Origin of the sequence: Pseudogemmobacter bohemicus (genome assembly GCF_003290025.1) — a bacterium.
Taxonomy (GTDB): Bacteria; Pseudomonadota; Alphaproteobacteria; order Rhodobacterales; family Rhodobacteraceae; genus Pseudogemmobacter; species Pseudogemmobacter bohemicus.
The window spans coordinates 388808-402821 of record NZ_QNHG01000003.1 but is presented as its reverse complement, the minus strand read 5'-3'; the positions used below and the strand labels follow the sequence as shown (position 1 = coordinate 402821).

Genomic DNA, 14014 nt, shown 5'->3' with positions numbered 1-14014 from the left:
CCATGAAGCGCCTCGCGCGGCTCTTCTCCTTTCTGACCCTTGCGGGCCTCGTGCTGGCCGGAGCCCTGCTCTTCTGGCCACGCGAGACTGAAACACCTGACCCGGAGATCCCCCTGCCACTGACCGGCACTGTCGAGCGGATCGTGATCGAAAAGGCGGCGCGGCGCATGGCGCTGATCCAGGATGGCAAAGAGGTAAGGGTCTATCGGATCGCGCTCGGCTTCTCCCCCGCCGGGGACAAAGAACGCGAAGGCGACGGGCGCACCCCGGAAGGCGAATTCCGCATCGACCGCCGCAATGAACAATCGGCCTACCACCTGTCTCTGGGGCTCGATTACCCGCAGCCCGATGACCGCGCCCGCGCCCGCGCCGGCGGCTATGCACCGGGCGGCGATATTATGATCCATGGCCAGCCCAATATGCTGCCCGACGACACGCTGATCACGTCCGACTGGACCGCAGGTTGTATTGCGGTCAGCAATGCTGAAATCCGGGAGATTTGGGCGGTGGCCCCGGTTGGCACCGTGATTGAGGTGCGGCCGTGACAGCCCCTCTGGCCAGCCGAGGATGCCTCCGGCGGGAGTATTTAAATCAAGAGGAAATATGCTCTTCCTCTTGATCTCAATACTCCGGGGGTGGAGGGGGCTGGCCCCCTCCCTACGCGGGTGGCAGATAGCCCGCCGGCGCATTCTCGTCGCGCCAGTAATCAAGGGGCGCACGGTTGGTCACCGGGGTCAGGCGTTTGAATTCGCAGACCAGTTCGCCATCGACGATTTCCGAGGCAACGATCAGGCACTGAAAGACATGGCGCGGGCCGTCATAGAGATCGACAAGGCCCCGCAGCCGCGCCGGCACCAGATCGGCATCAAGCGAAAAACCACCCTGCCAGAACCGCAGCACCGGATAGACCAGCAGATCGCCGAGTTCGACCCGCATCCGCGATTTGCGCCTTTGCTGGCGCTTGCGGGCGGCGTCGAGATGGTCACGCAACTCCTTGGGCAGATATTCCAGCATTTCCGTCCCCTCCTGACTCCAGCACAAACCCGAAAGCTCGTCAAATCAAGTCACTCTCATTGTGAACCCGGTTTGCGACGCAAAGATGAAGCCTTCGTGGCGACAATGCCGCAGCCTGGACCGGCTGAAAGCCTGCTTGCCCGCGAACCCGATCCGGTTCACTTCCCTGTCAGTTGATTCGCAACCACCAGCATGGGGTCCGGCATGGTTCTGGTTCTGGCCATGATTCTCGACGCCGCCTTTGGTGAGCCTGCATGGCTCTGGCAGCGCCTGCCGCATCCGGCGGTGCTGATGGGGCGGCTGATCGGCGCGGCTGACCAGCGCTTCAACCGGGGCGCGGCGCGGCGGCTGAAAGGGGCGCTGGTGATGCTGGCACTCGTCGGCACGGCGGGGCTTCTGGGCTGGCTGATTGGCAAGCTGCCATATCACAGCGTGATCGGGACCGTGATCGCCGCCATCCTGATCGCGCAGCGCTCGCTGGTGGATCATGTGCGGGCGGTGGCCGAAGGGCTGCGCCGCTCGCTTGATGAGGGCAAGCGAGCGGTGGCAATGATCGTCGGGCGCGACACCAAAGACATGCGCGAGCCCGATGTGGCCCGCGCCGCGATTGAATCGGCGGCAGAGAACCTCTCGGACGGGGTGATCGCGCCGGTCATCTGGTTCCTGATCGCCGGTCTGCCGGGGATCCTGATCTACAAGATCACCAATACCGCCGATTCGATGATCGGTCATATGACACCGCGCCACCGCGAATTCGGCTGGGCTGCGGCGCGGTTCGATGACCTTCTGAATCTGATCCCGGCGCGGCTGACGGCTTTGTTACTGGCGCTGTCGCATGGCTGGCTCGACCCGCGCCCGGTCTTTCGCGACGCGCCTCAGCATCGCAGCCCCAATGCCGGCTGGCCGGAATCCACCCTCGCACCCATTCTGAACATCGCACTTTCCGGCCCGCGCAGCTATAATGGCGAGATGCGCTGGTACTCCTGGGTCTGGCCCGAGGGGCGCCGCGATGCCGGTCCGGGTGACATTGACGCCGCCTGCCGCGCTTTGTGGCGGGCCTGGGGGCTGATGCTGGCGATTGCCCTTGTGGCCGCGCTCGTCTAGCGTCGCGCCATGCTGAGACCCCTGATCATAGCCGGATTGCTGGCCCCCTTCGCCGCCCGGGCAGAAACCATCATCGCACCGGCCCCCAATACCACCACGACCACCGCCGAACCCGCCCCAGAGGTTCCCTGCGGCGGCAGTTTCCCCGAGTTTCTTGCGGGGCTCAGGACCGAGGCGCTGGCTGCCGGCATCCCCGAGGCGGCGGTCGATGGCTGGCTGGCCGATGCCCGTGCCGAGCCCGAGGTGCTGAAAGCCGATCAGCGCCAGGGCGTGTTCCGCAAACCCTTTCTCGAATTCGCGCAAAGCCTGATCGGCGACAAGCGCCAGCCCGATGCGATGATCGCCTGGGACCGCAATCAGGAGCTGTTCGCCCGCGCCGAGACCACTTACGGCGTGCCACCCGGCGTCATGCTGGCGATCTGGGGGTTCGAAACCGATTTCGGCCGTTTTCAGGGCAATTACAACACGCGCGAGGCGATCCTCAGCCTTGCCTGGGATTGCCGGCGGCCCGGGATGTTCCGCCCGCAGGCCTTTGCCGCGATGCGGCTTTTCGCGAAAGGCGATCTGCCGCTGGACACGACCGGCGCCTGGGCCGGCGAGATCGGCATGGTCCAGATGCTGCCCCAGGATATTCTTGAACGCGGTATAGACGGCGATGGCGACGGCCGTGTGCGGCTGAAAACCTCGGTCGCTGATGCGCTGATGTCGGGCGCCAATATGCTGAAATCTCACGGCTGGCGGGCCGGTGAGCCCTGGCTGATCGAGGTTGTGCTGCCCGAGACATTCGACTGGGCGCTGAGCGGGCTGGACAATGATCTGCCGGTGGCGCAATGGGCGGCGCTTGGCGTGGCGCCCCGGCGCGGCAATACGCTGCCGGCCGAGCTTGAGGCCTCGCTTTTGCTGCCCCAGGGCCGCAAGGGGCCGGCTTTTCTGGTGTTTCCGAATTTCCATGTCCTGCTGAAATGGAACAAAAGCCTGACCTATGTGACCACCGCCGCCTATTTCGCGACCCTGATCGAAGGGGCGGAATCGGCGCTGAACACCTCTCCCGACCCGCTTTTGTCCGATGAGGAGATGAAGGCGCTGCAGACGCGGCTCAAGGAACTGGGCCATGATGTCGGGGCGATTGACGGGGTGCTGGGCGCGGGCACGCGGCGCGCGGTCCAGACTGAGCAGCAGCGCCTTGGTCTGCCGGCGGATGCATGGCCGACGCGGGAACTCCTGGACCTGCTATGAGGCGCCGGGCCTCCTGGGCGCTGGTCGCCACGGTGAAAGCGCCCGGGGAGAAGATCCTCGCCTTCCTCGCCTGGCACCTGGATCTGGGCGCGGCTGAAATCACCCTGTGCTTTGATGAGCCCGCTGATCCGGCGCTGGCGGCGATTGCGGCGCGGGGCCTGCCAGGGGTGCGCCTGATCGCCTGTGACGAGGCCCATTGGCAGGCGCTTGGCGGGCGGCCCGGGCGGCACCAGAACCGCCAGGCGAAGAATGCCCGCATGGTCTACCGCAAGGGCGGAGCCGACTGGCTTGGCCATATTGATGTCGATGAATTCATCTGGCCGGTGAGGCCGGTCTCCGAGGTGCTGGGCTGTCTGCCAGCCAGGGACATCCTGTGCCGGATGGCGCCTTTCGAGGCGATGCATGATCCGGATCTTCCCGATGACATCTACACTGCCCGGATCTTTCGCGGCGCCCTGAAGCAGCCCCATGCGGCGCTGCGCGTACCGGTTCTGGGCGAGTATGCCGAAATCCTGCCCGAGGCGATGCTGTCGCATTCCGCCGGCAAGGTGTTTTTTCGCTCGGGCGTGCCGGGGCTGTCGCCCCGCCTGCACGGGGCGTTTATCGGTGGCGAGCGGCTGCCGGGGCCAGAGTTCCATCCCGGGCTGCGCCTTTTGCATTTCCATGCCGAAGCCCGCCAGGACTGGCTGGCAGCGCTGCCGTTCCGCCTGACGCGCGGCGCCTATCAGTACCGGCCCGGGATGCAGGCCTGGCTTGCGGCGGCCAGCCCCGGACAGATTGCGGATTTCTACCGGGTGACGCAGATGCTGCATCCGGAAACGGCTGATCTTCTGCGCGGGGCCGGGCGGCTGGTCGAGGCGCAGCTTGACCTGCGGCGCCGGATCGCGGGCTTGTCTGAAAGCGGCTTGCAGGGGGGTGGGACATGACGCCGATGGATGTGCTGATGGCCGGTATCCGGCATGTGACCGAGGCTCCGAAAGAGGTGACAACGGCGCGGCAGCTGACCTTCCGCCCCGGGCGCAATCTGCGCGAACATCCGGACCGGCTGGTGATGACGGTCACGGGCGGCATCCCGGGCGAGCGCTGGTCAAAAGAGCCCTGGCTCCGGCTGGAGGATGGCTCGCCCGACCCGGCGATCCAGGTCTCGATCCTGCCGGCGCGGGTACATGATCTGGTGCGCCCTGATCCGGACGCGGCGGTGCATCCGGGCGATCCGGTGATCGCCGATCTCGACACATCCGAGGCCAATCTGCCGGTCGGTGCGCTGCTGGAGGCGGGGACGGCGCTGATCCGGGTGTCGGAGGTGTTCAACGATGCCTGTGTGAAATGGAAGGTGCGCTATGGCGAGGATGCGATGGTCTGGGTGAACCTGCCCGAGCATCGCGCGCTGCGGCTGCGCGGCATCCTCTGTTCGATCGAGCGCGACGGGGTGCTGCGACAGGGCGATGAGATCCGCGTGGTTTCGCGCGGGTAGCGGCCCGGGAAGAACCGGAAAGGGCGAAGAAACAGAAGGGGGCGCTGCCCCCGTCCCGTTCCGGGACTCCCCCGGGATATTTCCGGACAGATGAAAAGGCGTCTACATGCCTTCGCCGCGTTCGCGCTGCCGGCGGCGGAAGGAGAGACAGGTCTGGATCATGCTCTCGGCGGTTTTGGCCCAGAGGTCCAGATCGGCGGCGGTTTCTGCGCCCATACGCAATCGGGTTTCGCCGCCCGCGAGATCGAGAAAGGCGCCGGGATTCTGGTCGTTCCAGGCTTCAAGCGTTGCCGTATCGAGGCGCACCGGCCAGAGGAGGGTCAGGATCCAGGCGCCGCCTTCCGGGTCGGCGCGGAATTCCGGGCCGCTGGCCGAGAGCCGCGCCCAGAGGGTTTCGCCTTCGGCCTCGATGCCGGGAAAGCCTGCCTGTTCCAGAAGGGAGTGCATCAGGCGACCGTCATCACGCGACAAGCGCCTCGGCTTTCCTCAGATCGACCGAGACCAGCTGGCTGACGCCCTGTTCCTGCATGGTGACGCCGAACAGCCGGTCCATCCGCGCCATGGTCACCGCATGGTGGGTGATGACGAGGAAGCGGGTCTCGGTGCGGCGGGTCATTTCATCCATCAGGTCGCAGAAACGGGTGACATTGGCGTCATCGAGTGGCGCGTCGACCTCGTCCAGCACGCAGATCGGCGCCGGGTTGGCGAGGAAGACGCCGAAGATCAGCGCCAGCGCCGTCAGCGTCTGTTCGCCGCCCGAAAGCAGCGAGAGCGTCGCCAGGCGCTTGCCGGGCGGCTGGCACATGATCTCGAGCCCCGCCTCAAGCGGGTCATCGGATTCGACCAGCACAAGCCGTGCCTCGCCGCCGCCGAAGAGATGGGTGAAGAGCATCGAGAAGTTGGAATTGACCTGCTCAAAGGCGGTCAGGAGGCGCTCGCGGCCCTCTTTGTTCAGGCCCTGGATACCGGCGCGCAGCTTGCGGACGGCCTCTTCGAGGTCGTTTTTCTCGGTCGCAAGCTGCTGATATTCCGTATCAATCTGCTTTGCATCCTCTTCGGCGCGCAGGTTGACCGCGCCAAGTGCCTCGCGCTGGCGTTTCAGGCGCTGCACGTCCTGATCCAGCGTATCGGCATCGGGCATCCTGTCGGGATCGGCCCTGAGCGAGGCGAGCAATTCCTGCGGCGTGCGGTCGGCCTCCTCGGCGATGCGGTCGGCGGCATGGGCCACGCCTTCGCGGGCGGCATCGAGTCGCGCCTCGGCGCGGGCGCGGGATTCGCGGGCCTCACCGGCGAGGCGCTCGGCATCCCGCTCGGTGATCTGCGCCTCGCGCAGCGCGGTCTCGGCCTCGATCAGCGCGGTCGCGGCCTCGCTCCGGCGGGCCTCGGCCTCCGCTATCGCATCGCCCAGTTCCTCGCGTTTCGCGGCGATTTCCTCGGGGGCCTCGCTGGCTTCGGCCAGCTCTTCCTCGGCCTCAGCGCGGCGTTCCGTCAGTTCCAGACTGCGCTTGCCGGCGGTTTCCAGCCGGTGGTTCCAGCCCGAGAGTTCCTTCGTCGCCTCCTGGCGGCGGCGGATGCGCGCCTCGCCCTCGCGGCGCAGCTCGTCATGGCCAGACCGGCGCGTCATCATGGTGATCCGCGCCGCCTCGACCGTCATCCGCGCGGTCTCGACCGCCTCACGCGCCTGGTCGAGATCAGGGAGATCCGTCATCCCGGTCTCGGCCTCGCGCAACCGCGCGCGGGCGGCCATGGCGTCATCCTCATAGCGGGCGACGGAGATCCGCGCCGCCTCCAGCCGGCCGGTGGCGAGGGTGCGCCCGGCCTCGGCCTTTGACAGCGCGCGGTCGGCCTCGGCGAGGCGCTGATCGGCGGACCGCCGCGCCTCGCGGGCCAGCTGATCGGCGCGGGCAAGGTCCTGGAGCCGCGCCTGTAGCACATCATGTGCCTGAGCGGCGCCCTCGGCCTTTGCCGTCGCCTCTTCCAGATCCTGTTTCAGCCGTTGCAGCCGGTTCAGCTGTTGCAGCCGCAGGGCCGCCGCCGAAGGCGCATCCTCGGCACCAGAGCGAAAACCGTCCCACCGCCAGAGATCGCCCTCGGCGCTGACGAGGCGCTGACCGGGTTTCAGATCGGATTGCAGACGGAAGCCATCCTCGCGGCTGACCACGCCGATCTGTCCCAGCCGCCGCGCCAGCACAGCCGGCGCCTCGACCTTTGCAGCCAGCGGCGCCGCGCCCGCCGGCAGCGGCTGCGGCGTGACATAGGGGTCCAGAAGCCCCCAGCCGGTGCGCTCGCCCGCAGCGATTTCCGGCGCGCGGAGGTCATCCGACAAAGCCGCGCCAAGCGCCTTTTCATAGCCCGGTTCGACCACCAGCCGGTCAAGAAGCTGATGCCCGGCCTGGGCCTCGCGCTCGACCAGCCGGGCCAGAGCCGCCCGTTCGGCGCGCAGAGCATTGGCCTCGCCCTCGGCTCCCGAGCGCGCAGCGCGGGCCTCGGCCTCGCGCGATTGCGCCTCGGCCCGGGCCTCTTCGGCCTGTTCCAACGCGGCTTCGGTGCGCTCGGTCAGTTCCGCCGCCGCCTCGCGCGCCTCTTCGGCGGCCTCGAAAGCCTCACCGGCCCCGGCCAGCGTCTCATCGGCGCTTGCAACCGCATCGCGGGCGCGCAGCGCCTCGGCCTCGGCACGCTCCACAGCCGTGCGGCTTTCCTGCACCAGCCGCGTCGCCGACTGATGCCGGGCCGCCAGCCGCGCCGCATCCTCGGTCGCCTCGGACATCAGCGTCTCGCGGTCGGTCAGGATCGCCCCCGCCTCACGCGCCGCCTCGACCGCCTCGGCAAGCCGCTCGTCATGGCCCTCATGCGCCTTTGCGATCTGGTCGATTTCCCATTGCAGCCGCTGGATCACCTCGCCCGCGTCGCGGTTCAGCCCCGCCTCACGCTCGATATCATTCCCAAGCTGACCGATCCGGGCGCGCAGCGTTTCGATCCGGGCCAGCGCCTGTTTCTCCTGATCGCCAAGCGCGTCGCGTTGCAGCATCAGCCGCTGCAGGATCGCCGCCGCAATGGCCTCTTCCTCGCGCCGCGCGGGCAAACCGTCCTCGGCCGCCTCGCGCGCCTTTGTGGCATCACGCGCCGCCATCTCGGCCTTGCCCTGGGCAATCAGCCGGTCGCGCAGCACCGATTCCGCCTCGCCCCGCGCCAGATCGGCTTCGCGCCAGCGGCGGTACAGAAGCATCCCCTCGGATTGCCGCAATTCATCGGAAATCTCGCGATAGCGCGCCGCCTGCCGGGCCTGGCGGGTCAGCACGGAAAGCTGCTGGGCCAGCTGCTCCAGCACATCATCGACGCGGGTGAGGTTCGTCTCGGTCCCGGCCAGTTTCAGCTCTGCCTCATGGCGGCGCGCGTAAAGGCCCGAGATGCCCGCAGCCTCTTCCAGCACCCGGCGTCGCGCCTTCGGTTTGGCGTTGATCAGCTCGGAAATCTGCCCCTGCCGCACCAGCGCCGGGCTGTGCGAGCCGGTCGAGGCATCGGCAAACAGCATCTGCACGTCGCGCGCCCGCACATCTTTCGAATTCGCCTTATAGGCCGAGCCCGCATCGCGGGTTATCCGCCGGACGATCTCGATCGTATCACTGTCATTGAAGCCAGAAGGCGCCAGCCGGTCGGCATTGTCGAGAACCAGCGCCACCTCGGCAAAGTTGCGCGCGCCCCTGGTCGCCGCCCCGTTGAAGATCACATCATCCATGCCCGAGCCGCGCATCGCGGTCGGCCGGTTCTCCCCCATGACCCAGCGAAGCGCCTCAAGCAGGTTCGATTTGCCGCAGCCATTCGGGCCGACAACACCGGTCAGCCCCTCATGGATCACCAGATCCGTGGGGTCGACAAAGCTTTTGAAGCCATTCAGCCTGAGTTTGGTAAAGCGCAAGCCGCGCCCTCATCTTTCATTGTCGCGAGTCAGTGCTCTGCCCTGGTCGGACATGCTCGGAATTTGGGCGGGCAAGGTCAATGCGTGACGCCGCGATCTGTGGATTTTCCCGGGGTTATCCCCATGAAAAGCGCCGCAGACCGCGCCGCAACCCGCAGGCATGCCGGCCATCCCATTTCGCCACTGGTTCCCGCCGGCGCAAAATCGCAGCATGGGGCAAAGGATCCCCAGCCCGGAACATCGCCCATGGTCCCGCCCACCATCGTCGCAATACTTGCGGTTCTTCTGTGTCAGCTGGCCGGTGAGGTGATCTCACAGGCGAGCCATCTGCCGGTGCCGGGCCCGGTCCTTGGCATGGCGCTGATGCTCGGGGGGCTGATCATCAGCGAAAGGCTGCGCGGCGTCATCCGGCCGCTGGCGGCGACGATCCTCGGCAATCTGCTGCTGCTCTTCGTGCCGGCGGGGGTTGGCGCGCTGATGCAGCTTGGCAGCCTTGGCAGCAATGCGCTGCCGCTGCTTCTGGCCATCGTGGTCTCAACGATTGCGGCGATTGCGGTGGCGGCAGTGACCTTTACCCTGGTCGCGAGGCTGACCGGCGACCGCGACCAGTCCGGGGGCGGCGCATGACCGATATCTGGTCCTATCTTGCCCGAGACCCGCTCCTATGGCTGGCGATGACCGTGGCGGCCTATGCGATGGGCCTTGTCCTCTTCAACCGCACCGGCAGGGTGCCGGTGCTCAACCCGGCCATGATGGCGATGGCGCTGCTGGCCCTTGTACTGCTGGCCACCGGCACCTCTTTCGAGACCTATTTCGAGGGCGCGCAATTCGTGCATTTCCTGCTGGGCCCCGCCACGGTCTGCCTTGCGCTGCCGCTCTATGACAATCTCGACCGGGTGCGCCGGGCAGCCCTGCCAATCCTGGTCGCCCTTTTCGCGGGTTCCGTGACCGCGATCCTGACCGCGCTGGCCATTGCCCATGCCTTCGGCACCGGGCCCGATCTGCTGGCGGCGCTGGCGCCGAAATCCGCCACGGCGGCGGTCGCGCTTGGCATTGCCGAGCAAAGCGGCGGCTCGCCCACTCTGGCCGCGCTGATGGTGTTTCTGACCGGGCTTTGCGGTGCGGCCTGTGCGACGCCGCTTCTGAACGCGCTGCGCATCCGCGACTGGCGCGCGCGCGGCTTTGCAACCGGCCTCGCCGCCCATGGTTTCGGCACCGCCCGCGCCTTCAACGTCAACCCGACCGCCGGCGCCTTTGCCGGGCTTGGCATGGGGCTGAACGCGCTGATGACCGCCGTGCTCGCCCCTTTGTTGCTGCGCCTTTTCCTCTGACCCCTTCCCCCCGGAGACATATATGAGCGACCCCATCCTTCTCGGCATTGCCGGCGCCCTGCGAAAGGGCTCGACCAACCGGATGCTTCTGCGCGAGGCGCGCGCGGCCTTCGGCCCGGCCACCCATCTGGAGGCCGATCTGAACCTGCCGCTCTATGACGGTGACGTGGAAAACAGCACCGGCATCCCGCCCGGCGTCACCGCGCTGTACAACCAGATCGCCGAGGCCGATGCCGTGGTGATCTCCACCCCCGAATATAACAAGGCACCGCCGGGTCTGCTGAAAAACGCGCTGGACTGGGTCAGCCGGATCAAGGGCAATCCATGGGATGAAAAGCCTGTTGCGATCATCTCCGCCGCCGGCGGGCGCGGCGGCGGCGACCGCTCACAATTCGCGCTGCGGCTGATGCTGACCCCCTTCCAGCCGCGCCTTCTGACAGGGCCGGAAGTCCTCGTCGCCGACAGCGCGAACGCGTTTGACGGGGACGGCCACCTGAAAGACCCGCGCTATCAGAAAGTACTGGACCAGCTGATGGCAAAACTGCGCAAAGCCGCCAGCTGATTTCATCTGTCCATAAATATCCTCGGGGGGAGGAAGCGGCGAATGCCGCTTCCCGGGGGGCAGACAGCCCCCCCCCCGCCGCCCGCAACCCTCACCCGGTCCGGGCAAATGTCTCCGCGCGTGACAGTGCCCAGGCCTCGGCAAATGCCGGGGCCGAGCCCGGATCGGCCAGCAATTGCCCCGGCGCCAGCTGGTCATAAAGCTCGGCAAATGACCGCACCCGATCCGCATCCGCCCGGCGCAGGAAATGATGCGGCCGCAACTCGGACGGGTGCGACAGCCCCGCCGCCCCCACCAGCTCTGCCAGCGCATGCAGCGTGCCGCGCTGGAATGAGGTCACCCGGAGCGCCTTGTCCGGCACCACGATCGCCCGCGCCCGAGAAGGGTCCTGGGTCGCCACCCCGGTCGGACAGGCGCCGGTATGGCAGCTTTGCGCCTGAATGCAACCCACGGCGAACATGAAACCGCGCGCCGCATTGCACCAGTCGGCCCCCAGGGCCATCACCCGCGCCATGTCAAAGGCCGAAACGATCTTGCCGCTTGCCCCCAACCGCACGCGATCCCGCAGCCCCACCCCCACCAGCGCATTATGCGCAAAACTCAGCCCGTCGCGCAAAGGCGTGCCGATATGGTCCATGAACTCCATGGGCGCTGCGCCGGTGCCGCCCTCTTTGCCGTCGATCACGATGAAATCCGGGGTGATGCCGGTCGCAAGCATCGCCTTGCAGATCGCCATGAATTCCCAGTGATGCCCGATGCAAAGCTTGAATCCCGCCGGTTTGCCGCCCGACAGCTCCCGCATCCTGGCCACGAATTCCAAAAGCCCCACCGGCGTCGAAAATGCCGAATGCGAGGGGGGCGAGATACAGTCCTGCCCCATCTGAATATGGCGGATCGCGGCGATCTCGGGCGTGATCTTGGCCGCCGGCAACATACCGCCATGGCCGGGCTTGGCGCCCTGGCTCAGCTTCAGCTCCACCATGCGGATTTGCGGATGCGAGGCGCCTTCGGCAAAGCGCAGCGGATCGAATGCGCCATCACCGCCCCGTGCGCCGAAATAGCCCGAGCCCAGCTCCCAGACCAGATCGCCGCCATTCTCGCGGTGATGGGGCGAAACACCGCCCTCGCCGGTATCATGGTAAAAACCGCCAGCCTTTGCGCCTTTGTTCAGCGCCAGGATCGCGTTCGACGACAGCGAGCCGTAGCTCATCGCCGAGATGTTCAGCAGGCTGGCCGAATAGGGTTTGGCGCAATCCGGTCCGATCAGAACGCGCAGGGCCTCATGTTCGACAGCGGGTTTTGGCGCAATGGAGTGATGCAGCCACTCATATTGTTCTTTGTAAACATCATATTGCGTGCCGAAGGGCCGCGTCTCCAGCTCTTTCTTGGCGCGCTGATAGACAATGGCGCGCTTGTCGCGGGCGAACGGCGTGCCGTCCTTGTCATCCTCAAAGAAATACTGCCGGATCTCGGGGCGTATCCCCTCGAACAGAAAGCGCAGCCGCGCCGCCACCGGGTAATTGCGCAAGACCGCATGGCGCTTTTGCGTGATGTCGCGCAGCCCCAGCAGCACGAGGATCAGCGCCAGCCCCGCCAGCACCAGAAACACCCACCGCCAGGACGGGATCAGCGCCGCCAGCCCCAGAAGTGGCAGGAAAAGCAAAGCGGGCCAGGTCAGCAGGGCATAGCGGAACTGAAACAGGGCTGGACTGGCGTTCATCGCTGGCTCCGAAAGCATAACTGCCGCAGCATTAACCACGGATTTTGACATATAGTTAACAGAACTGTTGCCTGAAATCTGCCCGACGGCCCGGGCGTCAGAACGGAACGCGCGCCGCGAATTCCATCCACTCGCCGCTGGCCGGATGATGCAGCGCCAGTGTTGCGGCATGCAGCATCAGCCGCGGCGCCTCGCGCGCGGGGCCGGTCGCATAGATCGGATCGCCAAGGATCGGGTGGCCCAGCTCCAGCATATGCACCCTGAGCTGATGGCTGCGCCCGGTCAGCGGCCAGAGCCTGACCCGCGTTTCGCCAGGGGCGCGGCCGATCACCTCCCAGTCGGTCTGGGCCGGGCGGCCTTCGGAGTGGTTTACCCTCTGGCGCGGGCGGTTCGGCCAGTCGGCGGAAAGCGGCAGGTCGATATGGCCAGCCTCCCCTTCGACCTCACCATAAACCCTTGCGATATAGGACTTCTTCGCGCGGCGCTTCTCGAATTCCTGGCCCAGAAACCCCTGGGCCAGCTTATTGCGGGCAAAGATCATCACGCCCGACGTGTCGCAATCCAGCCGATGCACCAGCAACGCATCCCAATAGGCCGCCTGGAGGCGCGAGACGAGGCAATCCTCCCGCCCTGCCAGCTTGCCGGGAACCGAGAGCAGTCCGGCAGGCTTGTCCAGCACCAGAATCTGCCGGTCCTGATACAGGACCGACAGCGGCACATCCGGCGGGTCATAGACGAAATCGGGCAGCGCAGAGCCGGTCACAGGATCTCATGCCCCCCGGCGCGCAGGGCGTCCGAAAGGTGACGGATATGGGCCGGCCCGACCTCGCAGCAGCCGCCGACGATGGTGGCCCCCTGCGCGATCCAGTCCAGCGCGAAGGCGGTATATTTCTCCGGGCTGAGATCATGGCGATGGGTGAGTTCCTTCACCGTCGGCGCGTCTTTCAGGAAATTGCCGGAAATATGGGTGAACCCATTGGCATAGGCGCCGAAGGGCAGGCCGAAGCTGCGGATCCCGGCCATCGCCGCGCCCATCGCCTCGGGGACCGAGCAATTCGCCAGCACCGCCGCCGGGCGGTATTGCGCGACCAGGGACGCCAGATCCGCCACCGCCTCGCCCGAGCGCAGGCGCGACCCGTCATGGTCATCGACCGAGACCGAGAGCCAGACCGGAATGCCGCCTGCGGCAGCCCCTGCCATCGCGCCCTCGGCAAGGCCCAGCGACGAGATCGTCTCCAGCAGGATCACATCGCAATAAGGTGCCAGCAGCCGGGCCTTTTCGGCATAGGCTGCGGTCGATTCCGCCACCGGCGGCGTCAGATCGGGGCGGTAGCTGGCGCCCAGAGGTCCCATCGAGCCGGCAATCATGCCGCGACCGGCCTCGGCACGGGCCTCATGCGCCTCGGCCAGCGCACGGGCATGCAGCGCCTGGAACCAGGGCTCCAGCCCAAAGCCCCGCAGACGGTCGCGCAGCACGGAATAGGTGTTGGTGGTCGCAACCGAGGCGCCGGCGGCGAAGTAATCGGCATGGATCTGCTTCACGAGACCCGGGTGGTCGATCATCACGCGGGTGGCCCAAAGGGGCGTCGGTTCATCGCCCGAGCGCGCGATCAGCTCCTGGCCCATGCCACCATCGAGAAGGGTGATCTTTGCCATG

General features: G+C 66.7%; 14 protein-coding genes. 8 read left to right on the top strand and 6 right to left on the bottom strand.

From position 1 onward, the window contains the following. Positions 1–2: 2 nt before the first annotated feature. A complete protein-coding gene (locus DRF71_RS16745; protein ID WP_112311688.1) occupies positions 3–545 on the top strand; it encodes a L,D-transpeptidase family protein in 543 nt (180 codons plus the stop codon). A gap of 112 nt (positions 546–657) precedes the next feature. Here the strand turns inward: DRF71_RS16745 and DRF71_RS16740 are convergent, their stop codons facing one another. Continuing rightward, the gene (locus DRF71_RS16740; RefSeq protein ID WP_112311687.1) at positions 658–1014 is read right to left on the bottom strand and encodes a hypothetical protein; all 357 of its coding nucleotides are present in this window, start codon (positions 1012–1014) and stop codon (positions 658–660) included. 204 nt (positions 1015–1218) lie between these two features. Here DRF71_RS16740 and cbiB point away from each other — a divergent pair, with 204 nt between their 5' ends. The 4 genes from cbiB to DRF71_RS16720 are packed head-to-tail and all read left to right on the top strand — an operon-like array spanning position 1219 to position 4828. Beyond that, positions 1219–2118, top strand: a complete 900-nt coding sequence (gene cbiB / locus DRF71_RS16735) for an adenosylcobinamide-phosphate synthase CbiB (protein WP_232831558.1) — start codon at positions 1219–1221, stop codon at positions 2116–2118. A gap of 9 nt (positions 2119–2127) precedes the next feature. After that, positions 2128–3354 (top strand): lytic murein transglycosylase, encoded by a 1227-nt coding sequence (locus DRF71_RS16730; RefSeq protein ID WP_112311685.1) that lies wholly within the window; start codon positions 2128–2130, stop codon positions 3352–3354. Continuing rightward, the gene (locus tag DRF71_RS16725; protein ID WP_157971129.1) at positions 3351–4280 is read left to right on the top strand and encodes a glycosyltransferase family 2 protein; all 930 of its coding nucleotides are present in this window, start codon (positions 3351–3353) and stop codon (positions 4278–4280) included. Before DRF71_RS16730 ends, DRF71_RS16725 begins: the two co-directional genes overlap by 4 nt. Then, a complete protein-coding gene (locus tag DRF71_RS16720; protein WP_112311683.1) occupies positions 4277–4828 on the top strand; it encodes a hypothetical protein in 552 nt (183 codons plus the stop codon). Before DRF71_RS16725 ends, DRF71_RS16720 begins: the two co-directional genes overlap by 4 nt. 102 nt (positions 4829–4930) lie before the next feature. Here the strand turns inward: DRF71_RS16720 and DRF71_RS16715 are convergent, their stop codons facing one another. Together DRF71_RS16715 and smc are read right to left on the bottom strand one after the other, a co-directional pair. Beyond that, positions 4931–5299 (bottom strand): hypothetical protein, encoded by a 369-nt coding sequence (locus DRF71_RS16715; protein ID WP_112311682.1) that lies wholly within the window; start codon positions 5297–5299, stop codon positions 4931–4933. Beyond that, the gene (smc, locus tag DRF71_RS16710; RefSeq protein ID WP_112311681.1) at positions 5289–8744 is read right to left on the bottom strand and encodes a chromosome segregation protein SMC; all 3456 of its coding nucleotides are present in this window, start codon (positions 8742–8744) and stop codon (positions 5289–5291) included. Before smc ends, DRF71_RS16715 begins: the two co-directional genes overlap by 11 nt. A gap of 246 nt (positions 8745–8990) precedes the next feature. Here smc and DRF71_RS16705 point away from each other — a divergent pair, with 246 nt between their 5' ends. Genes DRF71_RS16705 through DRF71_RS16695 form a run of 3 tightly spaced genes read left to right on the top strand, consistent with a single transcriptional unit; the run spans position 8991 to position 10637 of the window. Then, positions 8991–9371 carry a CidA/LrgA family protein gene (locus DRF71_RS16705; protein WP_112312125.1) on the top strand — a complete coding sequence of 127 codons (381 nt, stop codon included), beginning with the start codon at positions 8991–8993 and terminating at the stop codon, positions 9369–9371. Beyond that, a complete protein-coding gene (locus DRF71_RS16700; RefSeq protein ID WP_112311680.1) occupies positions 9368–10075 on the top strand; it encodes an LrgB family protein in 708 nt (235 codons plus the stop codon). Before DRF71_RS16705 ends, DRF71_RS16700 begins: the two co-directional genes overlap by 4 nt. Before the next feature lie 22 nt (positions 10076–10097). Next, positions 10098–10637 carry an NADPH-dependent FMN reductase gene (locus DRF71_RS16695; RefSeq protein ID WP_112311679.1) on the top strand — a complete coding sequence of 180 codons (540 nt, stop codon included), beginning with the start codon at positions 10098–10100 and terminating at the stop codon, positions 10635–10637. A gap of 91 nt (positions 10638–10728) precedes the next feature. Here DRF71_RS16695 and DRF71_RS16690 read toward each other — a convergent pair whose 3' ends face one another. The 3 genes from DRF71_RS16690 to DRF71_RS16680 all read right to left on the bottom strand — a co-directional run bounded on the left by DRF71_RS16690 (position 10729) and on the right by DRF71_RS16680 (position 14013). Further along, the gene (locus DRF71_RS16690; protein WP_112312124.1) at positions 10729–12357 is read right to left on the bottom strand and encodes an FMN-binding glutamate synthase family protein; all 1629 of its coding nucleotides are present in this window, start codon (positions 12355–12357) and stop codon (positions 10729–10731) included. Between the two features lie 97 nt (positions 12358–12454). Continuing rightward, entirely contained in the window at positions 12455–13120 is a 666-nt protein-coding gene (locus tag DRF71_RS16685; protein WP_232831557.1) for a pseudouridine synthase, read from the bottom strand. After that, positions 13117–14013: a homocysteine S-methyltransferase family protein gene (locus DRF71_RS16680; RefSeq protein ID WP_112311678.1), complete on the bottom strand. Its 897-nt coding sequence runs from the start codon at positions 14011–14013 to the stop codon at positions 13117–13119. Before DRF71_RS16680 ends, DRF71_RS16685 begins: the two co-directional genes overlap by 4 nt. Position 14014 lies beyond the last annotated feature (1 nt).